This is a genomic window from Mesorhizobium abyssinicae (genome assembly GCF_049887195.1).
Taxonomy (GTDB): domain Bacteria; phylum Pseudomonadota; class Alphaproteobacteria; order Rhizobiales; family Rhizobiaceae; genus Mesorhizobium; species Mesorhizobium abyssinicae.
The window spans coordinates 1-24,934 of the sequence record NZ_JARAKC010000015.1; the positions used below are offsets into that span (position 1 = coordinate 1).

21 protein-coding genes and 1 pseudogene are annotated in these 24,934 nt (G+C 65.3%); 6 read left to right on the forward strand and 16 right to left on the reverse strand.

Translation table 11 applies throughout. The features are described from left to right. Positions 1-129: pseudogene (locus PU724_RS24990) on the forward strand (IS110 family RNA-guided transposase); the annotation flags it as partial. Between the two features lie 92 nt (positions 130-221). Here PU724_RS24990 and guaA read toward each other — a convergent pair. The 4 genes from guaA to PU724_RS25010 all read right to left on the reverse strand — a co-directional run bounded on the left by guaA (position 222) and on the right by PU724_RS25010 (position 4,500). Continuing rightward, the gene (guaA, locus tag PU724_RS24995) at positions 222-1,784 is read right to left on the reverse strand and encodes a glutamine-hydrolyzing GMP synthase (RefSeq protein WP_354424136.1); all 1,563 of its coding nucleotides are present in this window, start codon (positions 1,782-1,784) and stop codon (positions 222-224) included. Positions 1,785-1,839: 55 nt separating this feature from the next. Beyond that, complete coding sequence (locus tag PU724_RS25000) at positions 1,840-2,499, reverse strand: 5'-methylthioadenosine/S-adenosylhomocysteine nucleosidase (protein WP_127392342.1); 660 nt, start codon at positions 2,497-2,499, stop codon at positions 1,840-1,842. 145 nt (positions 2,500-2,644) lie between these two features. Next, positions 2,645-3,103: a PaaI family thioesterase gene (locus tag PU724_RS25005; RefSeq protein ID WP_354424232.1), complete on the reverse strand. Its 459-nt coding sequence runs from the start codon at positions 3,101-3,103 to the stop codon at positions 2,645-2,647. Between the two features lie 98 nt (positions 3,104-3,201). Next, complete coding sequence (locus tag PU724_RS25010) at positions 3,202-4,500, reverse strand: RsmB/NOP family class I SAM-dependent RNA methyltransferase (RefSeq protein WP_320321759.1); 1,299 nt, start codon at positions 4,498-4,500, stop codon at positions 3,202-3,204. Positions 4,501-4,823: 323 nt separating this feature from the next. On the opposite strand from PU724_RS25010, the gene PU724_RS25015 reads away from it, so the two are divergent. Continuing rightward, positions 4,824-5,501, forward strand: coding sequence for an MIP family channel protein (locus PU724_RS25015; protein WP_354424139.1), 678 nt, complete (start codon positions 4,824-4,826; stop codon positions 5,499-5,501). Between the two features lie 71 nt (positions 5,502-5,572). On the opposite strand, the gene katG is transcribed toward PU724_RS25015, so the two are convergent. Next, complete coding sequence (gene katG / locus PU724_RS25020; RefSeq protein ID WP_320321757.1) at positions 5,573-7,759, reverse strand: catalase/peroxidase HPI; 2,187 nt, start codon at positions 7,757-7,759, stop codon at positions 5,573-5,575. Between the two features lie 140 nt (positions 7,760-7,899). Here katG and PU724_RS25025 point away from each other — a divergent pair, with 140 nt between their 5' ends. Beyond that, the gene (locus tag PU724_RS25025) at positions 7,900-8,808 is read left to right on the forward strand and encodes a hydrogen peroxide-inducible genes activator (RefSeq protein WP_320321756.1); all 909 of its coding nucleotides are present in this window, start codon (positions 7,900-7,902) and stop codon (positions 8,806-8,808) included. Positions 8,809-8,894: 86 nt separating this feature from the next. Here the strand turns inward: PU724_RS25025 and PU724_RS25030 are convergent, their stop codons facing one another. The 6 genes from PU724_RS25030 to hisS form a co-directional block, all read right to left on the reverse strand. Then, entirely contained in the window at positions 8,895-9,851 is a 957-nt protein-coding gene (locus tag PU724_RS25030) for a calcium:cation antiporter (protein ID WP_320321755.1), read from the reverse strand. A 245-nt stretch (positions 9,852-10,096) separates the two neighbouring features. Continuing rightward, complete coding sequence (locus tag PU724_RS25035) at positions 10,097-10,720, reverse strand: poly-gamma-glutamate hydrolase family protein (RefSeq protein ID WP_320321754.1); 624 nt, start codon at positions 10,718-10,720, stop codon at positions 10,097-10,099. A 10-nt stretch (positions 10,721-10,730) separates the two neighbouring features. After that, positions 10,731-12,497 carry an AMP-binding protein gene (locus PU724_RS25040; protein ID WP_354424142.1) on the reverse strand — a complete coding sequence of 589 codons (1,767 nt, stop codon included), beginning with the start codon at positions 12,495-12,497 and terminating at the stop codon, positions 10,731-10,733. 218 nt (positions 12,498-12,715) lie between these two features. After that, positions 12,716-13,414 carry an ATP phosphoribosyltransferase gene (gene hisG / locus PU724_RS25045; protein WP_127285376.1) on the reverse strand — a complete coding sequence of 233 codons (699 nt, stop codon included), beginning with the start codon at positions 13,412-13,414 and terminating at the stop codon, positions 12,716-12,718. After that, the gene (locus PU724_RS25050; protein WP_354424144.1) at positions 13,411-14,532 is read right to left on the reverse strand and encodes an ATP phosphoribosyltransferase regulatory subunit; all 1,122 of its coding nucleotides are present in this window, start codon (positions 14,530-14,532) and stop codon (positions 13,411-13,413) included. Before PU724_RS25050 ends, hisG begins: the two co-directional genes overlap by 4 nt. Positions 14,533-14,710: 178 nt before the next feature. Then, positions 14,711-16,216 (reverse strand): histidine--tRNA ligase, encoded by a 1,506-nt coding sequence (hisS, locus tag PU724_RS25055; RefSeq protein ID WP_354424146.1) that lies wholly within the window; start codon positions 16,214-16,216, stop codon positions 14,711-14,713. Between the two features lie 487 nt (positions 16,217-16,703). On the opposite strand from hisS, the gene PU724_RS25060 reads away from it, so the two are divergent. Beyond that, positions 16,704-16,952, forward strand: a complete 249-nt coding sequence (locus PU724_RS25060; protein WP_320321750.1) for a hypothetical protein — start codon at positions 16,704-16,706, stop codon at positions 16,950-16,952. 47 nt (positions 16,953-16,999) lie between these two features. On the opposite strand, the gene PU724_RS25065 is transcribed toward PU724_RS25060, so the two are convergent. Beyond that, positions 17,000-17,638, reverse strand: a complete 639-nt coding sequence (locus PU724_RS25065; RefSeq protein ID WP_320321749.1) for a DNA-3-methyladenine glycosylase I — start codon at positions 17,636-17,638, stop codon at positions 17,000-17,002. A 213-nt stretch (positions 17,639-17,851) separates the two neighbouring features. Here PU724_RS25065 and PU724_RS25070 point away from each other — a divergent pair, with 213 nt between their 5' ends. Beyond that, positions 17,852-18,592 (forward strand): L,D-transpeptidase, encoded by a 741-nt coding sequence (locus tag PU724_RS25070; protein WP_354424148.1) that lies wholly within the window; start codon positions 17,852-17,854, stop codon positions 18,590-18,592. A gap of 291 nt (positions 18,593-18,883) precedes the next feature. Then, positions 18,884-19,804: a bifunctional 5,10-methylenetetrahydrofolate dehydrogenase/5,10-methenyltetrahydrofolate cyclohydrolase gene (locus tag PU724_RS25075; RefSeq protein ID WP_127310603.1), complete on the forward strand. Its 921-nt coding sequence runs from the start codon at positions 18,884-18,886 to the stop codon at positions 19,802-19,804. A gap of 306 nt (positions 19,805-20,110) precedes the next feature. On the opposite strand, the gene glcF is transcribed toward PU724_RS25075, so the two are convergent. From glcF to PU724_RS25095, 4 genes are all read right to left on the reverse strand, one after another. Continuing rightward, positions 20,111-21,436, reverse strand: coding sequence for a glycolate oxidase subunit GlcF (gene glcF, locus PU724_RS25080; protein ID WP_354424150.1), 1,326 nt, complete (start codon positions 21,434-21,436; stop codon positions 20,111-20,113). A gap of 9 nt (positions 21,437-21,445) precedes the next feature. Continuing rightward, complete coding sequence (locus PU724_RS25085; protein ID WP_126056406.1) at positions 21,446-21,835, reverse strand: DUF4870 family protein; 390 nt, start codon at positions 21,833-21,835, stop codon at positions 21,446-21,448. Continuing rightward, positions 21,832-23,100: a glycolate oxidase subunit GlcE gene (glcE, locus tag PU724_RS25090; RefSeq protein ID WP_354424152.1), complete on the reverse strand. Its 1,269-nt coding sequence runs from the start codon at positions 23,098-23,100 to the stop codon at positions 21,832-21,834. Before glcE ends, PU724_RS25085 begins: the two co-directional genes overlap by 4 nt. A gap of 239 nt (positions 23,101-23,339) precedes the next feature. Next, the gene (locus PU724_RS25095; RefSeq protein WP_354424154.1) at positions 23,340-24,836 is read right to left on the reverse strand and encodes an FAD-linked oxidase C-terminal domain-containing protein; all 1,497 of its coding nucleotides are present in this window, start codon (positions 24,834-24,836) and stop codon (positions 23,340-23,342) included. Positions 24,837-24,934 lie beyond the last annotated feature (98 nt).

Consider the following 24,934-nt stretch of genomic DNA (forward strand, 5'->3'; position numbering starts at 1 on the left):
GCCATCCTGGGCGATCCGGCCTTCAGTCTGGATAGAGTGGGCCTTGAAGCTGGACCATTATCGCAATGGCTGTTCGAAGGGCTGGCAAAAGCTGGCTTCCCGGTCTTCTGCATCGAGACGCGCCACATAGGCAGCGAAAGCTGCTGGCAAAAATTATTTTTAATTTCAGTTAGTTAGATCGATTTCTGGCGTAATTTCGGCGACGTTCGGATAGACCTGAATCATTCCCACTCGATCGTCCCGGGCGGCTTCGACGTCACGTCGTAGACAACGCGGTTGATGCCCCGTACCTCGTTGATGATGCGGGTGGCGGCGGCGGCGAGGAAGTTCATGTCGTAGTGGTAGAAGTCGGCCGTCATGCCGTCGACCGAGGTGACGGCGCGCAGCGCGCAGACGAACTCGTAGGTGCGGCCGTCACCCATCACGCCGACGGTCTGCACCGGCAAGAGCACGGCGAAGGCCTGCCAGATGGCGTCATAGAGACCGGCCTTGCGGATCTCGTCGAGATAGATGGCGTCGGCCTCGCGCAGGATCTCCAGCTTGTCGCGGGAAATGCCGCCCGGACAGCGTATGGCAAGGCCGGGGCCCGGGAACGGATGGCGGCCGATGAAGCTTTCGGGCAGGCCGAGTTCCTTGCCCAGCGCCCTCACCTCGTCCTTGAACAGCTCGCGCAGCGGCTCGACCAGCTTCATGTTCATGCGCTCGGGCAGGCCACCGACATTGTGGTGAGACTTGATCGTCACCGACGGGCCGCCGGAGAAGGAGACGCTTTCGATGACGTCGGGATAGAGCGTGCCCTGGGCGAGGAAGTCGGCGCCGCCGAGCTTCTTTGCCTCTTCCTCGAACACTTCGATGAACAGCCGGCCGATGGTCTTGCGCTTCTTCTCCGGATCGGACTCGCCTTCCAGCGCCGAGATGAAACGGTCGGAGGCATCGACCAGGATCAGCGGCAAATTGTAGTGCTGTCGGAACATCTCCACCACGCTCGCCGCCTCGTTCTTGCGCATCAGCCCGTGGTCGACGAGGATGCAGGTCAGCTGGTCGCCGACCGCCTCGTGGATGAGGAGCGCTGCGACCGAGGAATCGACGCCGCCCGACAGCGCGCAGATCACCTTGCCCTTGCCGACCTGGTTGCGGATCGCCTCGACGGCATGCTCGCGATAGGCGCGCATTGTCCAGTCGCCCTCGATGCCGGCGATGTTGTGGACGAAATTGCGGAGCAGCCTGGCGCCATCCGGCGTGTGCACCACTTCGGGGTGGAACATGATGCCGTACATCTTGCGCTCGACATCGCCGAAGATGGCGAAGGGCGAGCCTTCCGATCTGCCGAACACCTCGAAGCCCTCCGGCAAGGAGATGACGCGGTCGCCATGGCTCATCCACACCTGGTGGCGCTGGCCGGGCGCCCACAGCCCCTCGAACAGCGGGCTTTCCTTCTCGATCTCGACGAAGGCGCGGCCGAATTCGCGATGGTTGGAGCTTTCGGCGACGCCACCCATCTGCACGCAGAGCGCCATCTGGCCGTAGCAGATGCCGAGCACCGGCACGCCGGCCTCGAAGACAATCTGCGGCGCGCGCGGGCTGCCGATATCGGAGGTCGAGGCCGGGCCGCCGGACAAGATCACCGCTTTCGGATTGATGCGCTTGAAAGCCGCCTCGGCCGACTGGAACGGCACGATCTCGGAAAAGACGCCGGCCTCGCGGATGCGGCGGGCGATGAGCTGCGTGAACTGGCTGCCGAAGTCGACAATCAGGACGGTGTCGGAGCGATTGGCTGTTTTCATGGCGAGCGTTTAGAGAAAGAAACGAGTCGGCGCAATGGGTTGCGGGGCGTCTGGCTCAATCCAGTCCTTGCCGGGAACCAAGCCGGATCGTTCCGGATGCGATCGCCTGCTCCAGCAGGCCAATGGCGCCGGCCAGCTTCTCGTCGATGACGTGGAGATACTCCGTCCAGTCGCCGACATGCCTCAGATCCGCCGCACCGTCGGAAATGCCGCGCAGGCCGATCAGCGGCACGCCGAAGAGCTGGCAGGCGCGCAGGCAGGCGAAGGTCTCCATGTCGACCATGTCGGCGGCGATCGCGTCATAGGCGACGCCGGAGATGACCGCGCCGCCGGTCGACAGCGATGCCTCCCTGATGCCCGGAATGCGTATCGGCAACGGCACGGTGACCGGCAGGTCGAGAAACGGCGTGGCGCCCTTCTCGAAGCCCAAGGGCGAGGCGTCGATGTCGCGATAGGCGACCGAAACGGCCTGGTAGATCTCCGCCTGCTCCAGCCTTCGGCTGCCGGCCGAGCCCAGCGAGACGACGAGATCCGGCAGCGCGTTTTCCAGTTTCAGCCTGGCAAGCTCGGCGCCCAGCCTGATCCCGGCCTCGACCGGTCCGACGCCGGTCATCAGCGGCGTGAACAGCTTTCTCAGATGCGGGCCGTATTCGGCCTCCACGGCCATGACGAAGAGAACGTCGCTGCCGGACAGACGTGACACTTTGACGGTCATGACGGCCCCTACCCCCTGTTTGTTGCCACTACGAAGGGAAAGGACAATGTGCCCTCGCCGCCTGCCGGCCCTTCGCTAGGGCTCGGGGCGTTCGTCGCTCGAAAAGCCCATTTGGGGGCTTTTCGTCCGCTGCGCGGACCGCTCCTCACCCTTCGATCCCGTCCCGTCCGACGACCGTCATCATCGTGCCGGTCATGGTGGCGATCAGCTTGGCCTCGCCGTCGGCGGCAAAGGCATATGCCTGGCCATCTGCAACGACGATGGTGCGGCCGGGCTTGGTCACCGAGCCGCGGAACAGGAAGCGCTCGCCCCTGCCCGGCGCCAGCAGATTGACCTTGAACTCGATGGTCAGCACGCTGGAATTCTGCGGCAGCAGCGAGAACGCCGCATAGCCGCAGGCCGAATCCAGCGCCGTCGAGATGACGCCGGCATGTAGGAAGCCATGCTGCTGGGTGAGCGCCGCCGAATAGGGCATCTCGATCTCGATGATGCCGGGCGTCACAAGGGTCAGTTCGGCGCCGATGGTCGTCATCGCCTGTTGCCGGGCGAAAGAAGTCCGGACGCGATCCTCATAGTCCGAAGCGGGTACGATCTTTGCTGCCATGGCCATCGCCCTTGTTTCCTGGGAAAGCTTATTGCAGAGGCACGCAGCGCAGGCAATCTCTTATGTTGCAGTGCAACAATGCCGCCGCGCGGCCGTTCTCACCGGCCTGATCCCGCCCTGCGCAGCGCACAGACATAGAAGCCGTCGGTGCCGCTCAGCGCCGGCGACAGCGAGATGCCACCGTCGCTGCCCAGGCGCGCGGCGGCCGGATGGCCTGGAAAGCGGCTGTCCCAGAGCTTGCGGTGGTCGACCGGCGTGAAATCGCCGTGGCGCGCACGAAACGCCGCGACCTGCTCGCCGTTCTCGGCGTCGAACACCGAGCAGGTGATGTAGACCAGCAGCCCGCCCGGTTTGACGAAGGCCCTGGCCGCGTCGAGGATTTCGCTCTGCTCGCCCCGGCGCTGGTCGAGCTGCTTTTGCGTCAGCCGCCATTTGGCATCGGGGCGGCGTCGCCATGTGCCGCTGCCGGTGCAGGGCGCGTCGACCAGCACGATATCCATGTGGCTTGACAGCGGGGCCAGCTCGGCCGGCTTGCTGACGATCTGGATGTTGCGGTTTTCCGAACGGCGGATGCGGTCGAAGATCGGCGCCAGCCGCGCCTTTTCGGCGTCGTGGGCGAAGATCTGGCCTGTATTGCCCATCTCGGCCGACAGCGCCAGCGTCTTGCCGCCGGCGCCGGCGCAATAGTCGAGCACCTGCATTCCGGCCTCGGCGCCGGCGAGCGCCGCGACGATCTGCGAGCCCTCGTCCTGGACCTCGAACCAGCCCTTCTGGAAGGCAGGTTCGGCCTGGACATTCGGATGCCTGCCGTCGCCGTCGATCGGCGGGATGCGGATGCCTTGCGCGGCAATGCTGGCCGGTGCCGCGCCCGTCCCGTCGAGTTCGGCCAGCACCCTGGCCCGGTTGGCCTGCAGCGTGTTGACCCTGAGGTCGAGCGGCGGGCGGGTGGCGAGTGCCGATCCTTCCGCGACCCAGGCCTCGCCGAAAGCCTGCTCGAACAGCGGCACGCACCATTCGGGAATATCGGCGCGCACCGCATCGGGCGCGTCGCCCGGCCGGCGGTCGGCAACCGCCTTGAGCTCGGTGTCGCTCAACAGCGGCGGCGCGAACTTGTCGCCTTCGAGGGCGTCGTTCAGCGACTGCGCCGTCTGCCCCCATTCGAGCAGAAGCGCGCCGAAGCCGATGGCGCGCGGCGTGTCCTCGCCGAGCAGCCAGCCGGCGGAACGCTTATGGCGCAGCGCGTCGTAGACGATGTTGCCGATCGCGGCGCGGTCACCGCCGCCGGCGAAGCGATGCGACAGGCCCCAGTCGCGCAGTGCATCGGCCACCGGCCGATGACGCCGGCCAATGTCCTCCAGCACTTCGATGGCCGCCGCCAGCCTTCCGCCCAATCGCATTCTCTTGTCTTCCGTTTTCCGAGCAAATTAATTCCGCCCTGCTCTTAGAGCCTTTCACACCCGATTTGAACCAACTCAATTTGCCGGCGGCCGGAGCAATCCCGGCGAAGGCTGCGAGCTCTCGACAAACCGGGCATCCGCCAGCGCGAACGGAACAATTCATCCAATATATGAAAGCTCTCTAATGGGCGCGACTGGCGGGCACAAGCATGCCGCGTGGAGCAAGTGCTCTGCTTTCCAAGGTTTCAGGTTGCGAATACTCTTTTGGCTGTGATTCGCGACGCAGGAAAAGCGGATTTGCGGATCGATACGAGGAGAGGGCAATGAAGACTTATCTTGCGGAAGTTCTAGGCACTTTTCTGTTGGTGTTCATCGGCACGGCTTCTGTGGTCACGGGCGGCTTTGGCGGCGCGCTGCCGCTCGGCCAGGAAGGCATCGGCCTGGCGTTCGGCATCGGCCTCATCGCGGCGGCCTATGCGATCGGGCCGATCTCGGGCGCGCATCTCAATCCGGCGGTGACGCTTGGCGCCTTCCTCGCCGGCCGGCTGCCGGCAAAGGATGTCGTTCCCTACTGGATCGCGCAGATCATCGGCGCCATCATCGCCTCGCTGGCGCTGTGGATCATCGTCTCCGGCCAGGTCGGCGGCCACACCGGCGGCTTCGGCGCCAATGGCTGGGACGAGGCGAAATGGGGCGTCAGCTCGGCCTTCCTGTGGGAGCTGATCGGAACCTTCACCTTCGTCACCGTGATCCTCGGCGTCACGGCGCAAAACCACAGCACGACCTTCGCCGGGCTGGTCATCGGCCTGACGCTGGCCGGGCTGCACTTCGCCATCATCCCGGTCACCGGCACCTCGCTCAATCCGGCCCGCTCGATCGGTCCGGCGCTGTTTTCGGGCAGTGCCGCGCTCAGCAAGCTGTGGCTGTTCATCGTCGCGCCGCTGATCGGCGGCGCCATCGCCGGCGTCGTAGCCAAGGCGCGCATCTTCGAAAAGGAGTGATTTTCGAAGCCTGAGGAAAAAAAAGGCGCGGGGCTGGCCCCCCGCCTTTTCTTTGCAGTGAATGCTTGGCGTCAGGCGATCTCGAAGCGGTCGAGGTTCATCACCTTGGTCCACGCCTTCACGAAATCCTTGACGAACTTCTCCTTGGCGTCGCCCGAAGCGTAAACCTCGGCCAGCGCGCGCAGCTGCGCGTGCGAGCCGAAGATCAGGTCGGCGCGGGTGCCGGTCCACTTGACCGCCTTGGTCTTGCGGTCGCGCGCCTCATACACGCCGTCTGAGCCCGAGGCCGGGTCCCAGATCGTCGCCATGCTGAGCAGGTTGACGAAGAAGTCGTTGGTCAGGGTGCCCGGCCGGTCGGTGAACACGCCGTGCTTCGACCTGCCGGTGTTGGCGCCAAGCACGCGCAGGCCGCCGACCAGCACCGTCAGTTCGGGCGCCGTCAGCGTCAAAAGCTGCGCCCGGTCGACCAGCAGCGCCTCGACCGAGAGCACCTGCTTGCCCCTGGCATAGTTGCGGAAACCGTCGGCGACCGGCTCGAGCGCGGCGAAGGAGACTATGTCGGTCTGTTCCTGCGAGGCATCGGTGCGGCCCGGCGTGAACGGCACCTTCACGTCATGTCCACCGTCCTTCGCCGCCTTCTCGACGGCGGCGACGCCGCCGAGCACGATCAGATCGGCGAGCGAGACTTTTTTCCCGCCGGCATTGAACTCGGCCTGGACGGCCTCGAGCTTCGCCAGCACCTTCGCCAGTTCGGCCGGCTGGTTGACCTCCCAGTCCTTCTGCGGCTCAAGGCGGATGCGGCCGCCGTTGGCGCCGCCGCGCCTGTCGGAACCGCGGAAGGTCGAGGCCGAGGCCCAGGCGGTCGAGACCAGCTCGGAGACCGACAGGCCGGAGGCCAGGATCTTCGCCTTCAGCGCGGCGATATCCTGTTCGCCGACCAGTTCGTGGTCGATCGCCGGGATCGGATCCTGCCAGATCAGCTCTTCCTTCGGCACGAGCGGGCCGAGATATCGCACGACCGGACCCATGTCGCGGTGGGTCAGCTTGAACCAGGCGCGGGCGAAGGCATCGGCGAATTGCTCGGGATGCTGGTGGAAGCGCCGCGAGATCTTCTCATATGCAGGGTCGAAGCGCAGCGAAAGGTCGGTGGTGAGCATGGCCGGGGCATGGCGCTTCGACGAATTGTGCGCGTCCGGAACGGTGCCGGCGCCGGCACCGCCTTTCGGCGTCCACTGGTTTGCACCCGCCGGGCTCTTCGTCAGCTCCCATTCGTAGTTGAACAAATTGTCGAAGAAGTTGTTGCTCCACTTGGTCGGCGTCGTGGTCCAGGTGACCTCCAGGCCGGAGGTGATGGCGTCGCCGGCAATGCCGGTGGCATGCTTGCTCGACCAGCCGAGCCCCTGCGCTTCGATGCCGGCGCCTTCCGGCTCGGCGCCCACCAGCGCCGCATCGCCGGCGCCGTGCGTCTTGCCGAAGGTGTGGCCGCCGGCGATCAGCGCCACGGTCTCCTCGTCGTTCATCGCCATGCGGCGGAAGGTCTCGCGGATGTCGCGCGCCGCGGCGAGCGGATCCGGCTTGCCGTTCGGTCCTTCCGGATTGACGTAGATCAGGCCCATCTGCACGGCGCCAAGATGGCCGCTCAGCTCACGATCGCCGGAGTAACGCTCGTCACCCAGCCACTTGGCCTCGGAACCCCAATTCACGTCCTGCTCGGGCTCCCAGACGTCGGCACGGCCACCGGCGAAGCCGAAGGTCTTGAAGCCCATCGATTCCAGCGCGACGTTGCCGGCGAGGATCATCAGGTCGGCCCAGGAGATCCTGCGGCCATACTTCTGCTTGACCGGCCAGAGCAGGCGGCGCGCTTTGTCGAGATTGGCGTTGTCCGGCCAGCTGTTCAGCGGCGCGAAACGCTGCTGCCCGGCGCCGGCGCCGCCGCGGCCGTCGCCAATGCGATAGGTGCCGGCGCTGTGCCAGGCCATGCGGATGAACAGCGGCCCGTAATGGCCGAAGTCGGCCGGCCACCAGTCCTGCGAATCCGTCATCACCTGATGCAGGTCCTTGACCACCGCATCGAGATCGAGGCTCTTGAATTCCTTGGCGTAGTCGAAGCCTTCGCCCATCGGGTCCGAGAGGCTCGACTGCTGGTGAAGAACGCCGAGGTCGAGCTGGTTCGGCCACCAGTCACGATTGGTCCTGCCGGCGGATCCATGCGGCACGGGGCATTTGCCCGCGCTGTTGTCGTCGGTTTTCGCGTCCATCTTACTCTCCGATTTTTACCGAGATTTGATTTTTCACCAGGGGCGGCCAGCGGCCGCGCCAATCTGGAACGATTCCAGACTAGGCCGGCGAGTTGATAAAGACAAATTGCCTTTCCTGTTTTTTCCGATAGGATTTTCTTATGATTGGCCTCACCGTGCGGCAGATGCAATATTTCGACGCGCTGGCGCAGACGCTGCATTTCGGCCGCGCCGCCAAGCTCGCCGGCGTCAGCCAGCCGGCGCTGTCCTCCCAGATCGCGGAGATGGAGCAGCGGCTGAGCTGCCGTCTGTTCGAGCGCGGCGGCAAGACGGTGCGGATGACCGACGAGGCGCTGGCCTTGCAGCCACGCATCGAGCGCATCCTCGCCGATATCCGTGACGTCGAGACGACGGCGCGGCGCGGCCGCCCCGCAATGGAAGGACGCTTCCGGCTAGGGATCATCCCGACAGTCGCGCCCTATCTGCTGCCGCATGCGTTGCCGGAACTGAGGCGGCATTTCCCGGTCTTGCAGCTCGAACTGCGGGAGGCGGTGACGGCGTCGCTGGTCGACGACACTGCCTCCGGGCGGCTCGACGCGTTCATCGCCGCTCTGCCGCTCGACCATCCCGGCCTGGTCAGCGAAGAGCTCTTCCCCGACCGTTTCTTCCTTGCGGTGCCGTCAGGCGATCCGGCCTTCGCCTCGCCGCCGGTGCCGCCGGAAAGCCCGGCGCTGGAAAGGCTGATGCTCCTGGAGGAAGGCCACTGCCTGCGCGAGCAGGCGCTGGCCGTCTGCGGCAGTGTGCGGCCGGTGGCGATGGCGAGCTACGGCGCCACCAGCCTGACGACCCTCTTGCAGATGGTGGCGCATGGATTGGGCGTGACGCTGGTCCCGGAGATGGCGATGCGGCCCGCCGGCACCATCCCCGACCTCAAGATCGTGCCGTTCCAGGAGCCGATGCCGCAGCGCATGATCTGCCTCGCCTGGCGCCGCAACAAGGCGCGGCACGACGAATGCCTGGAACTGGCGAAGATCATTCGCGGGCTGGATGCGGCGGTGCTGGCCGCGTGAGGGTGCGCCGACTACGCTACCGGCTTCTCGACGATCGGCTCTCGTGCCAGGACCTTCCGCGACTTGCCCGTTTTCGCAAAAAGCGTTCACGGCACAAATATCAGAAATACATAGGTAAAAAACACCACGACATGGACCATGCCGGTCAGGAACGTGGTTCTCTCGGTGCTGAAGCTGATGCTGCATACGAAAAGCGCCAGGACCATAAGGACCGCGTCAGCCGCCGGGAGCCCCAGGGTCAGCCCTCGTCCCGTCAGCAAGCTGGCTGCCGCGACCGCCGGTATCGTCAAGCCAATTGTGGCGCAGGCAGAGCCCATCGCGACATTCAGGCCGCGCTGCAGCTCGTTGTTGAGGGAAGCGCGAACCGCCGAAATCGCCTCCGGCATCAGAACCAGCCCCGCGATCAATGCCCCGACAATGCTGTCGGCCTGGGTCACCTCGTAGGCAACGAGCGTGTCTTCGACACTCGCGGCGACCTGCTCGGCCAGCATGACAATTCCAATCAGCCCGACGAACAGCAGCAGGGCGCTGGCGTAGACGCCTTCATGCGGGGCGGTTCGGATCGAAACCTCGTGGGCCTGTGCTTCGATGAAGTCTTCCCGGTGGCGGACGGTCTGCGCGAACACAAAAGCCGCATAGAGCAGCACGGAAAGCACGCTGACAAAGCCGAGCTGAGCGGCTGAGAACGTGCCGGGATCCGTGGTCCGCGTGTAGGTCGGCAGAACAAGCGTCATGACCGTCAGCGCGACCAGAACCGCCAGATAGGCGCTGGTCCCCTGGCGAACGATCGCCTGCTTGCGATGACGCCAGCCGCCAAGCACGAGACAAGTGCCGACAACGCCGGTGGAGGTAATCATCACCGTCGAGAAGACGGACTCACGCGCAAGCGTCGGGTTGTTCTCTCCATGCAGCATCATCGACACGATGATCGACACCTCGATCGCCGTCACGGCAAAGGTCAGCACCAGCGTGCCATAAGGCTCGCCGACCCGCCGGGCCACCGCCTCGGCATGCTCGAGCACCACAAAGATGGTGATGAACATGATCGCGCTCGAAAGCGCTCCGACGAGGATCCTGACGCTCGGCGACCCTACGTCCACGGAGAGCCCGCTGGCCCTGACCGCGACGGCCATCGCCAGGGCGGCCAAGGGCATCGCGTAGGACGTTGCCGATCGTCCGAAACCTGTCATCCGAGCCCCTCCCCGAACGCCGCGCGTTTCCGCGAACTTAGCGGAAAAGCGCGGCGGGGGCACCTCTCACAGGCATCTTTGCCTGCCAGGCGCACCATTCAAAACACGATTGAGGCCTGGGCACCGTTTTGCGCATCGAATGTCTCGATGGCCTTGCGAACCGCCCCACAAAATCGTTCCAGAAGTTCCAACTCGCCCCCCAGTCGACGGCGCAACGACAAGGGCACTTCCAGCTGTGCTCCTTTCCCCGTCAAGCCTCGGTTGACGATGTTCAAATCCTGGATACCTGGAAAGGGATGGTTGTCCTTTTGCGTCTGGAAGTCGACGTCCTGCAGACGCCAGGCTATCTCCGAAACCAACGCGGCGTCCTTGCCGCCGAGGTAAACTGTCGAGGGATCGTCCCGATCCTGACGACCGTGGATGGCGACGACCGTCGACTTGGTCCGCAACAGTTCCAGCGCGGTTGCCTCGTCAAAGTTCCTGGATGTTATGTGCAGTTCTCGGTTGCTTTCCGGCATGAGCCCTTCAAAGCAATACATGTCGAGATCGCGCCCTGCTATCGTCTCGGTGATCAGGGAGGTGCGGGGCTCGATCTTGCCGCCATGCGGGGCCATGACGATCGCACTGCCGGTTCGCGCTCCGCGCCGGACGACTATGCGATAATCTATGTTTTCGGTTTTGGCGGCCTTCAGCGCCGCGAAATTCGGAAACTCGTTGTCCATAAATGCCGTTTCACGCCGTCTTCTGCACCACCAAACCCAGTTCTTCGATCATCGCGTCGCGCATCAGGAATTTCTGCGGCTTGCCGGTGACCGTCATCGGCAGTTCGGTGCGGAAGCGGATATAGCGAGGCACCTTGTAGTGCGCGATCTGGCCGGCGCAGAAGGCCTTGATCTCCTCCGCGGTGGCGATCTGGCCGGGCTTCAGCACGATCCAGGCGCACAGCTCCTCGCCATATTTGTCGTCGGGAATGCCGAACACCTGCACTTCCTTGACCTTGGGATGGCGGTAGAGGAACTCCTCGACCTCGCGCGGATAGACGTTCTCGCCGCCGCGGATGACCATGTCCTTGACCCGGCCGACGATGTTGCAATAGCCCTGGGCGTCGATGGTGGCGAGGTCGCCGGAGTGCATCCAGCCGTCGGCGTCGATTGCCTCGCGGGTCTTTTCCACGTCGTCCCAATAGCCCTTCATCACCGAATAGCCGCGCGTGCAGAGTTCGCCCGGCGCACCGACCGCGACCGTGGCGCCGTCGGCATCGATGGCCTTGACCTCGACATGCGGCTGGATGCGGCCGACGGTGGAGACGCGCTTTTCCAGCGGTTCGTCGACGCCGCTCTGGAAGGAGACCGGGCTGGTCTCGGTCATGCCGTAGGCGATGGTCACCTCAGACATATGCATCAGCGACACCACCTTCTTCATCACCTCGATCGGGCATGGCGAGCCGGCCATGATGCCGGTGCGCAGGCTGGAGAGGTCGAAGGACGAAAAATCGGCATGGTCGAGCATGGCGACGAACATGGTCGGCACGCCATAGAGGCCGGTGCAGCGTTCCTGCGCCACCGCCTTCAGCGTGGCGCCGGCATCGAAGCCTTCGCCCGGGAACACCATGGTGGCGCCCTTGGTGACGCAGCCCATCGTGCCCATCGACATGCCGAAGCAGTGATAGAGCGGCACCGGGATGCAGAGCCGGTCGTCGACGGTGAGCTTGATCGCCGAGGTGACGAAATTGCCGTTGTTGACGATGTTCAAATGGGTGAGCGTGGCACCCTTCGGCGCGCCGGTCGTGCCTGAGGTGAACTGGATGTTGATCGCCTCGCCGGGCTTCAGCCCCTCGGAGATGCGGTCGAGGCTGTCGTGCTCGTCGCGCCCGGCCATGGCCAGCACGTCACCGAAATTGAACATGCCGGGCGAATTGTCCTCGCCCATGCGGATGACGATCTTCACCGCCGGCAGCTTCTTTGCCTTGAGCTTGCCGGGTTCGGCCTTGGCGATCTCGGGCGCCAGCGTCTCGATCATGCCGAGATAGTCCGACGTCTTGAAACTGGCGGCGGTGACCAGCGCCTTGCAGCCGACCTTGTTCAGCGCATATTCAAGCTCGGTCAGCCTGTAGGCCGGATTGATGTTGACCAGGATCAGGCCGATGCGCGCGGTGGCGAATTGCGTCACCAGCCATTCCCAGCGATTGGGCGACCAGATGCCGACGCGGTCGCCCTTTTCGAGGCCCAGTGCCAGGAATCCAGCGGCCAGCGCGTCAACCGTGTCGGACAGCTCGCTCCAGGTGAAGCGCTTGTCCTGGCCGACGAAGACGGCGGCGTCGAGCGTGCCGTATTTGCTGACGGTGTCGGAAAACAGTTCCGGGATGGTCTTGTCGAGCAAGGGCACCGAATGGTCGCCCGAGACATGCGCCTTGCCATCGACCGGAGCAATGAAGGTGCCCCTTGCGCTGCGCCCGCGCAGATTGGTGGCGTTCATGAGCTCGTCGAGTTTGATCGCCATCGCCGTCTCCTCCCGGGATTAGCCGAGCCTATCAGTCGACGGCGGCGGTGGGAACTGGCCGATGGTATGGAGGGCAATCGCCTGAGGCTCGAATGCCCGTCACCGTGATTATGTTTCGATATGTTGGCGCTGCCCCTCGTTGTCCTGCCGGGCATTTCTCCCCGTATGGTGACGGGGAGTAAGGGCGCGACGCCGAGGGGCGGCGCCGACCTCGGTTGCTATCCGTTCACTGACGCCATCTTCGCCGCTATGTCGCGCAAGACGGCTTGGTCCGCTGCTCCACGCGTCTTCCTCGACGCCACAAGGCAGGCTTGCGACCGCAGCACGACGCCGTCGGCCAGCACCTTGAGGTGGTTGGCGCGCAACGTCGAGCCGGTGGTGGTAATGTCGACGATGACGTCGGCCAGCCCTTGCGCCGGCGCGCCCTCGGTGGCGCCCAGGCTCTCGACGATGCGGTAGACCTGGATACCGTGCTTTTGCGAGAAGAACTGCTGGGTGAGCCGCCAGTATTTGGTGGCGATCCTCAGCCGCCTGCCGTGGCGCTGGCGGAAGTCGGCGGCGACATCGTCGAGATCAGCCATGGTCTCGACGTCGAGCCAGATGTCGGGCACCGCCACCACGACGTCGGCATGGCCGAAGCCGAGGCGGGCGACGATCTCGGCGCGCGCTTCCCAGTCGGCCAGGTTTTCGCGCAGCAGGTCCTCGCCGGTGATGCCGAGATCGACCGAGCCCTGGCCGATCTCGCCGGCGATCTCGGAGGCCGACAGGAAGGCGACCTCGACGGCCTCCATGCCCTCGATGCGGGCGCGGTATTTGCGCTCGTCGCTGGGCAGGCTGACGGTGAGGCCGGCCTTGGCCAGCACGTCCAGAGCCTGCTCCTTCAGCCGGCCCTTCGACGGGAGCGCGAGCGTGATCATTTGGCCTTCTCCCGCAACGCCTCGATGCGGTCGAGCCAAACCGAGAAGCCGACGCCGGGGATCGGCGTCTTCGCGCCGAGCAGCGTCAGCAGGCGGTCGTAGCGGCCGCCACCGGCGAGCGGCCTCTCACCACCTTCGGCCGCGATCTCGAAGACGAGGCCGGTATAGTAGTCGAGCGGACGGCCGAAAGCGGCATCGTAGCGGATATCCGCCGTTGGCAGGCCGTGCGTCTCGATCGCCCTGGCGCGGGCGGCGAAGTTGTCGAGCGCCGCGCCCAGGGAAAGGCCGGCGCCGGAAGCGAAGCTTTCCAGCGCCTGAGCAGCGCCATCCAATGGCACGTCGATCGCCAGAAACCCTTTCAGCGCCGAGAACGCCTCGTTGGACAGCCTGACGCTGCGCAGCTCGGCCTTCTCGATCAGCCGCCGCGCGATGTCGGAAGGCGAGCGGCCGGCCGATGCCGACAGGCCGGCTTCCTCCATGCCGCCGGCGATGTGCGCCGACAGGCCGTCGAGGTCGCCGTCGAGCACCAGCGCCGCGACCGGGCCGGAAAGCTGGCTGTTGCGCGGCGGGTTGGCGAGGTCGGCCAATGCCGCCTCCAGCATCGGCGCCGAACCGAAGGCCCGCGCCAGCCGCATGCGCCAGCCGCGCGGCAAGCCAAGGGCTGCCAGCACCGCCTCGAAGACGGTCTGGTCGCCAAGCGTGACGGCCAGCGCCTGGCCTGGCAGGGCCAGCGTCAGCAGCGCGTGCGCGTCGGCCAGCGAGCGGGCGTCGGCAGCCGCCGTGTCGCGGTCGCCGAGATCCTCGATGCCGGCCTGGAAGAATTCATTGCCGCCCTCGCGGCGCTGGCGGAACACTTCGCCGAGATAGGAATAGCGGCGCGGCGTGCCGGCCTGGCTGGCGATATGGTCGAGGCAGACGGGAATGGTGAATTCCGGGCGCAGGCACAGCGTCTTTCCGGTCTCGCTCTCGGTGAGGAAGATGCGGCGGCGCAGGTCTTCGCCGGCCATGTCGAGGAACGGATCGGCCGGCTGCAGCACGGCGACCTCGACGGCGTGCGTGTCGCTGGCGGCGAAGAGTTTCGCGATGTCGGCGGCGATGGCGGGGTAGCGGGAGGTCATGGATAGGTTGGGCGCGAGGCCCCCCTCTCTGTCCTGCCGGACATCTCCCCCTCAAGGGGGGAGATTAGCAGCTCAAAGCGCGGCGCTTTTTCTTCGGCCCTGAAGAGTGGCGAAAGCGCAGGCGACATCCAATCTCCCCCCTTGAGGGGGAGATGGCCGGCAGGCCAGAGAGGGGGGCTCAAGCGCCACCTTTCGCGCGATCAGCCGCCTGAGCCGCCAGGATCTTCTTCACCTCGGCAACCAGTTCGCTCTCCGCCACCGTCACCTGTGCGGGGCGTGCGGCGCGCCATTCGGCGTTGTCGGTGATCTCGGCCGACAGGCGCGCGCCTTCGATCAGGTCCTTGATCTGCACCTCGCCCCGGGCACGCTCGTCGCCGCCCTGGATGATGGCGACCGGGCTGCCGCGGCGGTCGGCGTATTTCAGCTGCGCCTTCATGCCGGCGCCGCCGAGATACATTTCGGAGCGGATGCCGGCGGCGCGCAGCTCGGCGACCATCTTCTGGTAGCGGCCGAGGCTTTCCGTGTCCTTGTCCATGACCAGCACGACGACCGGAGCGATGACATCGGAGATGTCGAGCTTGCCGAGGTTCTTCAGCGCGGTCATCAGACGCGAGACGCCGATGGAAAAGCCGGTCGCCGGTACCGGCTCGCCGCGGAAGCGCGAGACCAGCCCGTCATAACGGCCGCCGCCGCCGACCGAACCGAAGCGCACGATCTGGCCGTCCTCGTTGGGAATCTCGGCCAGCAGCTCGGCCTCGAAGACGGGGCCGGTGTAGTATTCGAGACCGCGCACGACGGAGCGGTCCATGGCGACCCGGTCTTCGCCATATCCTGCCGCTCTGACCAGAGCTTCGATCGTGGCAAGTTCGGCGACGCCTTCCTGGTAGACGGCGTTGGAACTGACGCTGTTATCCTGGCCACCCTGTCCGTTCCTCGCCGTTGCAAGCAGCACAGCTTCGGCCTGCGTGTCTTTCAGTCCGGCGCCCTTCGCGAAATCGCCTTCGCCTTCCTTGCCGCCATCCCAGCGCCCCGGACCAAGCAGGAGCCTCACGCCTTCCGGCCCGAGCTTGTCCAGTTTGTCTATCGCGCGCAGCACCGTCAGCCGGCGCCCCGCATTCTCGTCACCGCCGAGCCCGATCGCTTCCAGCACGCCGTCCAGCACCTTGCGATTGTTGACGCGGATGACGTAGTCGCCGCGCTTGATGCCGAGCGCTTCCATGACGTCGGCCATCATCATCGCCATCTCGGCATCCGCCGCGACGCCCGGCGTGCCGATCGTGTCGGCGTCGAACTGCATGAACTGGCGGAAGCGGCCGGGTCCGGGTTTTTCGTTGCGGAACACCCAGCCGGAGCGGTAGCTGCGATAGGGTTTGGGCAGCTTGTCAAAATTCTCGGCGACGAAGCGCGCCGTCGGCGCGGTCAGGTCGTAGCGCAGCGACAGCCACTGCTCATCATCATCCTGGAAGGAGAAGACGCCTTCGTTCGGCCGGTCTTGGTCGGGCAGGAATTTGCCGAGCGCGTCGGTGTATTCGATCATCGGCTGGTCGACCGGCTCGAAGCCGTAGAGCTCATAGACGCCGCGAATGGTCGCCATCATCTTCTCGACGGCGCGGATGTCATCGGCGCCGCGGTCCGCAAACCCGCGCGGCAGCCGCGCTTTCGTCTTTTCCGATTTGTCGGCCATGGGATGGGTACTCGGTGTTTCGTGGCGTTGCGTGGGCCGGTTAAATTGCCGCTTTCCACGGCGGGCGTGTCCTAGCCGATGCCGCTTGGTGCGGCAAGGGTTTGCGGCTCGATCCGCAACGAGGCTTGAGTTCGGACAGTTTGCGAACGCCGCGCCGCCCCTGCCGGGCACTTCCCCCGTATAGTGACGGGGAGAAGGAGAGACTTCGGCGCCGGTGCTACAATTCCAACGTTGGCGATTGGCGAAATCGGCGATGACAGCATCCTTCTCCCCGTCACTATACGGGGGAAGTGCCCGGCAGGGCGATGAGGGGCAGCGCCGGGCAGCTGAAGACGTAAGCACCAATTGCTGTGGTTAGTAGTTTGGAACGCCTGAGGCATTTCTGAAACCAACCCCACCAAAAAGGAAACAATTCCGCCATCAGCGCGGCATCGTGCCGACACAATCGCAGCCGATAAAGCGCACCGAAACCAACGGGTTCGGGGCTATGAGCACCACGGGACAATTCGACACAATCGACAGCGGCGCGCGCGAACTGCCCGCGCGGCTGCGGCCGTCCGACGGCCAGGCGCTCGTAACGGTGAGCCAGATGGCGGGCCCGTTCGAGGTGGAGCCGCGCCAGGGCTCGTCGATGCGCGATGCGCTGATGACCGGCCTGCTGGTCATCTATCCGGCCTTCGCCGCGCTGGCAGCGATCGTCGCCGGCTTGTTCCTGACCGGCGCCAGCGGCATCTGAGGCGCGACCTGACCTTCTCCCCTTGTTGTGGGAGAAGGGGAAGGAAATCACTTCGGCCGTTTGAACCTCTTCCGCTCCGCCTCGACCTCCTTGCGGCAGACGCAGCCTTCGAGATGGTCGTTGACCAGGCCCATCGCCTGCATGAACGCATAGACGGTGGTCGGGCCGACGAAGCTCCAGCCGCGCTTCTTCAACTCTTTTGAGATGCGGACCGAGACCGCCGTCGTCGGATTGGCGCGCAGATGGGCGAGGTCGACGATTTCGGGCCGTTCGACGGCCCCCGGCTCGAACTTCCAGAACCAGGCGGCCAGCGAGCCGAATTCGTCAACCATTTCGCGCGCACGTTTGGCGTTGTTGATGGTCGAGACGATCTTGCCGCGATGGCGGATGATGCCGGCATTGCCGAGCAGGCGCTCGACATCCTTGTCGGTGAACTGAGCCACCTTGTCGAAGTCGAAGCCAGCGAAGGCCTCGCGGAAATTCTCGCGCTTGCGCAGGATGGTCAGCCAGGAAAGGCCGGACTGGAAGCCTTCGAGGCAGATCTTCTCGAACAGCCGCCGGTCGTCGGTTACCGGGCGGCCCCATTCGCGGTCGTGGTAGTGCATATAGTCCGGCAGATTGCCGTGCCAGAAGCAGCGCGCCTTGCCGTCGGGACCGTCGAGCAGGCCGGCATTTTCAGTTCCCATTGCCAGAAATCCATTCGTTAATGCGCCTCGGCGCCTGTTTTACCGTGGCTTTACCAGATTCCTGAACCGGCCGGTAACCACACCAAAAGGTTTACTGACACATCGGCATTTTACGCATTCCGATTCATGTTTCGGTTGCCGCTTCGCGCCAAGGATCGCGCAACCGGGGGCGGTTTCGTGCCTCCGTCCGTTCGACGATCAAGGTGCGTTCCGATGAAGACAGTCTTGTTTTCCCTGCTGGGTGCCGCGGCGGTTCTTGCCGCCGGCGCCACCTCCTCCAATGCCGATGACCGCTATGCCGACCGGCCGCCGGTGATGGTGAGCCCCGACCTTTCGGCGCCCTGGGTGCTGCAGCTCGGCCATGCGCCTGGTATCGTGCGGCAAAGCCGCCAGATGGTGCAGCAGCCGCAGCGGCGCTATCTGCAGGTCCAGCCCGACCAGCAGCGCACGGCAGCGGTGCAGCAGCCGGCCCGGCGCCAGGCGATGCGGCCGCAGATCAACCCGATCTACCTGCCGCAGGAAGTCGCGTTCGACGGGCCGCAGAAGCCAGGCACCATCGTCATCGATACACACCAGAATTTCCTCTATCTGGTCGAGAAGGACGGCAAGGCGCGGCGCTACGGCGTCGGCACCGGCAAGCCGGGCTTCGAATGGTCGGGCACGCACAAGATCACCGACAAACGCGTCTGGCCCGACTGGCGCCCGCCGGCGGTGATGATCAAGCGCGAGGCCGCCAAGGGCCGCTATCTGCCGACCTATCTGGCCGGCGGCGAGGAGAACCCGCTTGGCGCCCGTGCGCTTTATCTCGGCACGACGGAATACCGCATCCACGGCACCAACCAGCCATGGACGATCGGCGGCGCCGTATCTTCCGGCTGCATCCGCATGCGCAACGAGGACGTCGTCGACCTCTACGAGCGTGTCAATGTCGGAACGACGGTGGTGGTGATATAGGGACTGAGAATCTGCCGGTCAGGCAGCGCCGACTAATTTTGGCGCCAGCTGTTGCTCCCAAGCCATAGCGCATATTCGGGAGACGTGCTTAGACTGGCAACGAGTTAACGGGGGACGGGCCGTGTGGGGATGCGGCCGGTCACGAAAGGGCAGCGCGGGAAACCGCGCTGCCCTTTCGCCTTTCGAAGCAAAACGCGTCGCGCTGAAGGCAATGCGTTTCGTTTTCGGAGGCTGATTTCCCGGACGGCCTCTGCTATTGCAGCGCACAATTCCCGACACCAAAGGTCAGCCATGTCCCGGTCCGACGACAGCCGCTATCTCAAGGGTGGGCCGGTGGCCCAGCGCATCATCGCCTCCGTGCGCGAGGACGCCGCGATCGCCACCGCCGAAGGTTTTCCGCCGAAGCTGGTGTCGATCACCGTCGGCGACACTGCCGCGGTCGACGTCTATGTGCGCAACCAGCGCGCCAAGGCGGAACTGGCCGGCATCGGCTTCGAGGAACGGCGCTTTGCCGCCGACATCACCGCCGGCGAACTGGAGGCCGCGATCCACGGCCTCAATGCCGATCCGCGCGTCACCGGCATCATCATCCAGCGGCCGGTGCCGGTTCACATCCCGATCAAGACGCTGCAGGCGGCGGTGCATCCGCTAAAGGACGTCGAGGGGATGCATCCGGCCTCGATCGGCAACATCGTCTACAACCAGCTCGATCTGGCGCCCTGCACGGCGGCCGCCTCGGTCGAGCTGCTCAAGGAAACCGGCCTCGACCTCAAGGGGCTCGAGGTGGTCGTCGTCGGCCATTCCGAGATCGTCGGCAAGCCGATCGCCTTCCTGTTGATGAGCGAGGGCGCCACGGTGACCGTGTGCCACCACATGACGCGCTCGGTGGCAGCGCATGCGCGGCGCGCCGATGCGCTGTTCGTCGCCGTCGGCAAGCCGCGGCTGATCAAGGCCGATATGGTGAAGCCGGGCGCCGCCGTCATCGACATCGGCATCAATTCCGAGATCGGACCGGACGGCGAGACCCGCATCGTCGGCGACGTCGACACCGACAGCGTCAAAGAGGTCGCCTCCTGGATCACGCCGGTGCCGGGCGGCGTCGGCCCGATCACGGTGGCCATCCTGCTGCGCAACACGATGGTGGCGCTCAGCCGCCAGCGCGCCCTCTACCAGGCGACCTACGGCGTGGCGGACAAGCTCGCGGCGGAGTAACGCGGTCACACGCCCGAGGCTGTTACGTCAACCAAGCCGTTTCCAGTTTTGTGCAGACACGCCAATTGTCGAAGCTGGCGCCGCCCCTCATCGCCCTGCCAGGCACTTCTCCCCGTATAGTGACGGGGAGAAGGGGCTGGCTGCGACGGCGGCGACCCTCTTGCAACGCTGGTGATTGGCGAAATCAGCCATGACAGCGCCCCTCTCCCCGTCACCTTACGGGGAGAGGACGCCGGCAGGCAGGTGAGGGGCAGCGCCGACAGTCCGAAGAATTATCTGGCCAAGTCGAAACCTGGAGGAACTGCATCACTCTGCCGCGACCATCGTCGAGTCGGAAACGCCTTCCGGCTTCGGACCACCATAGGCCCAGTCGAGCAGTTTTATCGTGTGCACCACCGGCAGCTTCGCGGCGGAGGCGATCTGGGTGATGCAGCCGATGTTGCCGGTGGCGACGATTTCAGCGCCTGTCGCCTCGATGTTTTTCACCTTGCGGTCGCGCAGTTTTGCCGAGATCTCGGGCTGCAGGATGTTGTAGGTGCCGGCCGAGCCGCAGCAAAGATGCCCTTCGCGCGGCGCACGCACGACGAAGCCTGCCTTGGCGAGCAGCTCCTTCGGCTGGCGGGTGATCTTCTGGCCGTGCTGCATCGAGCAGGCCGAATGATAGGCGACGACGGTGCCCGGCTTGCGCAGCGGTTCGGGCAGGTCGAGACCGGCCAGATATTCGGTGATGTCCTTGGCCAGCGCCGAGACCCGCGCGGCCTTTTCGGCATAGGCCGGATCGAGGCGCAGCATGAAGCCGTAGTCCTTGATCGTGGTGCCGCACCCCGATGCGGTGATGACGATAGCATCGAGCCCGCCCTGGTCGATGGCGCGCATCCAGGCGTCGACGTTCCGCCTCGCCGAGGCAAGGGCTGCCTCCTCTCGGCCCATATGGTGGACGAGCGCGCCGCAGCAGCCCTCGCCTTCCGGCACCACGACCTCGACGCCGAGCCTTGTCAGCAGCGAGATGGTCGTCTCGTTGATGGCCGGATCGAGCACCGACTGCGCGCAACCGGTCAGGATGGCAACGCGGCCCTTGCGCGTGCCCTGCCCGGCGTGCACGCCAGGCAAGGCCATTGCCGACACCGCCGGGATCGAGGATGGCGCAAGCCTGAGCATGGCGGCGACAGGCTTCAGCGCCGGCAGCTTTTCGAACAGGCCGATGAACGGCCTGCCGAGCCCGGCCAGCTTCAATGCGGCGCGGAAGCGCGAGGGATAGGGCAGCACGAAAGCCAGCACGGCACGCGTCAGCCGGTCGAGCAGCGGCCGCTTGTAAGTTTGCTGGATGTGGGCGCGGGCATGGTCGACCAGATGCATGTAGTTGACGCCCGAGGGGCATGTCGTCATGCAGGCGAGGCAGGACAGGCAGCGGTCGATATGGGTGACGATCTCCTTGTCGGCCGGCCGGCCGTTCTCGAGCATGTCCTTGATGAGATAAATCCGCCCGCGCGGCGAATCCAGCTCATTGCCCAAGGTCACATAGGTCGGGCAGGTGGCGGTGCAGAAGCCGCAATGCACGCATTTGCGCAGGATCTTTTCCGATTCCGCGACGTGCGGATCGGCAAGCTGGGCGGCTGAGAAGTTGGTCTGCACCGGGGAGTCCTATTGTCCGAGGAGCCAGCTTTGCGGGTTCTTGACCGGCTCGCCGCGCTGCAGCGCCTGCAGCCCGAGGATGCAGCGGGCGATGAACCAGACGGCAGCGGCAAACATCAGCAGGAAGCCGATCACGAGCATCATCAGGACCACGGAGATCAGCGCGTAGAGCAGACCGATCCAGAAGGTCCTGATCAGGAAGGTGTAGTGGCTTTCGACGAAGCCGCCGGCCTTGCCGCGGTTGATGTAGGCAAGCACGATGCCGACAATGCCGGTGACGCCAATGACGAGGCCGGCGAGATAGAGGATATAGATAACCAGGGCGTTGGTCGAACCCGGCTCCAGCCAGCGATCGGTCTGGCGAGGTCCGCCGCCCGGGCCTTGATTGATGTTGCTCATTGCGCTGCTCCTTCCGATGAGTGTGCCAGAGTAGCAGAGCTGGAACCCGGCGCCATTCGGCCGGGATTGAGGATATGCTTGGGGTCGAATTCGGCCTTCAGCCGCGTCGACAGCGCCGCCAGATGCGGCGGTTGCGGCTCGAACACCGGCAGAGCGGCGCGATGCGCGGGTGCGGCGCGCACCAGCGTCGCGTGGCCGCCGCCATGCTTGCGGATCAGGCTGCGCAGCAGGTCGGCCTCGGGGTCGTTCTCGCGCATCGACAGCCAGACCAGACCGCCCTGCCAATCGTAGAAAGCGTCGACCGCCGCCTGCATGCGCAGGGCCATCACCATGTGATGCGCCTGCGACGGCGCCATCGAGACGCGCCAGACCGGTCTCGCGCCGCCATCGGCGAAGGGTATGCAATCGCGGATATCGCGCCAGATGGCCTTCGACGCCTCGCTGGCGATCTCCTCCAGCGGCCCTGCTTTGCCAAGCAGCTGCTTCAATGCCTTGATGCGATAGACCACGGAAGGGCCAAAACCCTCGACGCGCAGCAGCGTCGCGGCATCGCCGCCATGCTTACCACCGGCGACGCGCGCTGTGATGCGCTCCGGCAGGTGGGCGGCGCTCGACACTTCGGCGCTGGAGCCCAGCGCGAGCGCCATGGCCGCGACGGCAGCATCGTCAAGCAGGCCGCGGATGGCTAAAGTCACCTCGGTCTCCGCCGCCGGAAGCACCTTGAAGGTGACGTCGGTGAGCACGGCGAGCGTGCCCCAGCTTCCCGCCATCAGCTTCGACAGATCGTAGCCGGTGACGTTCTTGACGACGCGACCGCCAGACTTGAAGGCCTCGCCGCGGCCGGCAACCGCCGATATGCCGAGAATATGGTCCCGCGCGGCCCCCGCCTTCAGCCGGCGCGGGCCTGACAGGTTGGCGGCAAGCGCGCCGCCGATCGTGCCGCCCTTGCCCCCTTGGCCCGGCTCGCCGCCGAGCAGCGGGCCATAGTCCATCGGCTCGAATGCGAATTGCTGGCCGTTTTCGGCGAGCAGCTCTTCGATTTCGGCGAGCGGCGTGCCGGCTCTGGCCGACAGCACCAGCTCGGCGGGCTCGTAGAGGGTGACGCCGGCAAGTTTCGAAAGGTCGAGCGTGTGCTCGCTCTGCTGCGGACGCCCGATGCCACGCTTGGAGCCGTGGCCGAGGATCTCCAGTGGCGCTTCCTCCGCCGCCGCCCACTGGACGGTGGAGAGGACTTCGGCGGCGGTGGATGGGGTGAAGGTGGTCATGGCTTGGCACCTTTCCTCGCCCCCGCAAAGCGGGGGAGAGGTGATAGGTCGCACTCCTTCGCCCCCCTCTCTGTCCTGCCGGACATCTCCCCCTCAAGGGGGGAGATCAGACGTCGCGCAGGGTTTCGCCAATCTCCCACGTTGGCGGGAAGGCGAGGCGCAGACGCTGCCGATCTCCCCCCTTGAGGGGGAGATGTCCGGCAGGACAGAGGGGGGTGTTCAAGCGCCAACTTAGCCACTCAAAACCTCGGAATGTCCGGAAACGCCACCTGCCCGCGATGCACGTGCATGCGCCCCAGCTCGGCGCAGCGGCGGAGCTGCGGGAAGACCTTGCCGGGGTTGAGCAGGTGGTTGGGGTCGAAGGCGCATTTGACGCGCATCTGCTGGTCGAGGTCGACCTGGTTGAACATTTCCGGCATCAAGTCGCGCTTTTCGACGCCGACGCCATGCTCGCCGGTCAGCACGCCGCCAACCGCGACGCAGAGGCGCAAAATGTCGGCGCCGAAGTTTTCGGCCTTGTCGAGCTCGCCCGGCACGTTGGCGTCGTAGAGGATCAGCGGATGCAGATTGCCGTCGCCGGCATGGAAGACGTTGGCGACTCCGAGCCCGTATTTCTCCGACAGGTCGCGCATGCCGGCGAGCACGCGGGGCAGTTCCTTGCGCGGTATGGTGCCGTCCATGCAGTAATAGTCGGGCGAGATGCGGCCGACCGCCGGGAAGGCCGCCTTGCGGCCGGCCCAGAAACTCAGCCGTTCCTGCTCCGACTGCGAGGTGCGGCAGGTGGTCGAGCCGTTGCGATAGGCGATCGCCTCGACGAGGCCGATCAGGTGATCGACCTCGACGCCTGGTCCATCGAGCTCGACGATCAGCAGCGCCTCGACGTCGAGCGGATAGCCGGCATGGACGAAATCCTCCGCGGCGTGGATCGCCGGCCGGTCCATCATCTCCATGCCGCCGGGAATGATACCGGCGCCGATGATGTCGGCGACGCACTGGCCACCCTGCTCGTTGGTCGGAAAGCCGATCAGCAGCGCGCGCGCCGTCTCCGGCTTCCTCAGGATGCGCACCGTGACCTCGGTGACGACGCCGAGCAGGCCTTCCGAGCCGGTCATGACGCCGAGCAGGTCGTAGCCCTCGGCATCTAGATGCCTGCCGCCTAGCCGCACCACCTCGCCATTCATCAGCACCGTCTCGATGCCGAGCACATTGTTGGCGGTCAGCCCGTATTTCAGGCAGTGCACGCCACCGGAGTTCTCGGCGACATTGCCGCCGATCGAGCAGGCGATCTGGGAGGATGGATCGGGGGCGTAATAAAAGCCCTCCTGCTCGACGGCGGTGGTGATGCCGAGATTGGTGACACCGGGCTGGGCAACGACAATTCGGTTCGGATAGTCGATCGCAAGGATGCGATTGAAGCGGCTCATCACCAGAAGCACCGCATCCTCGAGCGGCAGCGCACCGCCCGACAGCGAAGTGCCCGAACCGCGCGGCACGACGCGGATGTTGCGATCGTTGCAATATTTGAGCACCCGCGAGACCTGCGCCACCGTTTCCGGCAGCACGACGACAAGCGGCAACTGCCGATAGGCGGTGAGGCCGTCGCTCTCGAAGGCGCGCATTTCATTGGCCGCGTCGACGACACCCTCGCCCGGCACGATGATGCGCATGTCGGCGACGATCTCGGCACGCCGGCGCATGGTGGCGGCATCTGGCTTCGGCATGGCAAGGCCGGACATCGGCGCTTTCCTCCACTCGACTGGTCAAAATCTTTTACCAGTGAAGCGCGTTTGTTGCAAACCCCGCTTTGGTCGGGATGAGACAATGGGTGCAGGCC

Excerpts from the sequence above, each read along its gene's own strand:
- PU724_RS25040 (WP_354424142.1), bottom strand. The coding sequence starts at position 12,497 with ATGGCGATCAAACTCGACGAGCTCATGAACGCCACCAATCTGCGCGGG.
- hisS (WP_354424146.1), bottom strand. The coding sequence starts at position 16,216 with ATGGCCGACAAATCGGAAAAGACGAAAGCGCGGCTGCCGCGCGGGTTT.
- PU724_RS25095 (WP_354424154.1), bottom strand. The coding sequence starts at position 24,836 with ATGTCCGGCCTTGCCATGCCGAAGCCAGATGCCGCCACCATGCGCCGG.
- PU724_RS25005 (WP_354424232.1), bottom strand. The coding sequence starts at position 3,103 with ATGGCAGCAAAGATCGTACCCGCTTCGGACTATGAGGATCGCGTCCGG.
- PU724_RS25075 (WP_127310603.1), top strand. The coding sequence starts at position 18,884 with ATGTCCCGGTCCGACGACAGCCGCTATCTCAAGGGTGGGCCGGTGGCC.
- PU724_RS25000 (WP_127392342.1), bottom strand. The coding sequence starts at position 2,499 with ATGACCGTCAAAGTGTCACGTCTGTCCGGCAGCGACGTTCTCTTCGTC.
- PU724_RS25025 (WP_320321756.1), top strand. The coding sequence starts at position 7,900 with ATGATTGGCCTCACCGTGCGGCAGATGCAATATTTCGACGCGCTGGCG.
- PU724_RS25030 (WP_320321755.1), bottom strand. The coding sequence starts at position 9,851 with ATGTTCATCACCATCTTTGTGGTGCTCGAGCATGCCGAGGCGGTGGCC.
- guaA (WP_354424136.1), bottom strand. The coding sequence starts at position 1,784 with ATGAAAACAGCCAATCGCTCCGACACCGTCCTGATTGTCGACTTCGGC.
- PU724_RS25060 (WP_320321750.1), top strand. The coding sequence starts at position 16,704 with ATGAGCACCACGGGACAATTCGACACAATCGACAGCGGCGCGCGCGAA.
- PU724_RS25070 (WP_354424148.1), top strand. The coding sequence starts at position 17,852 with ATGAAGACAGTCTTGTTTTCCCTGCTGGGTGCCGCGGCGGTTCTTGCC.
- glcE (WP_354424152.1), bottom strand. The coding sequence starts at position 23,100 with ATGACCACCTTCACCCCATCCACCGCCGCCGAAGTCCTCTCCACCGTC.
- hisG (WP_127285376.1), bottom strand. The coding sequence starts at position 13,414 with ATGATCACGCTCGCGCTCCCGTCGAAGGGCCGGCTGAAGGAGCAGGCT.
- PU724_RS25015 (WP_354424139.1), top strand. The coding sequence starts at position 4,824 with ATGAAGACTTATCTTGCGGAAGTTCTAGGCACTTTTCTGTTGGTGTTC.
- PU724_RS25035 (WP_320321754.1), bottom strand. The coding sequence starts at position 10,720 with ATGGACAACGAGTTTCCGAATTTCGCGGCGCTGAAGGCCGCCAAAACC.
- PU724_RS25010 (WP_320321759.1), bottom strand. The coding sequence starts at position 4,500 with ATGCGATTGGGCGGAAGGCTGGCGGCGGCCATCGAAGTGCTGGAGGAC.
- PU724_RS25085 (WP_126056406.1), bottom strand. The coding sequence starts at position 21,835 with ATGAGCAACATCAATCAAGGCCCGGGCGGCGGACCTCGCCAGACCGAT.
- PU724_RS25050 (WP_354424144.1), bottom strand. The coding sequence starts at position 14,532 with ATGACCTCCCGCTACCCCGCCATCGCCGCCGACATCGCGAAACTCTTC.
- PU724_RS25065 (WP_320321749.1), bottom strand. The coding sequence starts at position 17,638 with ATGGGAACTGAAAATGCCGGCCTGCTCGACGGTCCCGACGGCAAGGCG.
- katG (WP_320321757.1), bottom strand. The coding sequence starts at position 7,759 with ATGGACGCGAAAACCGACGACAACAGCGCGGGCAAATGCCCCGTGCCG.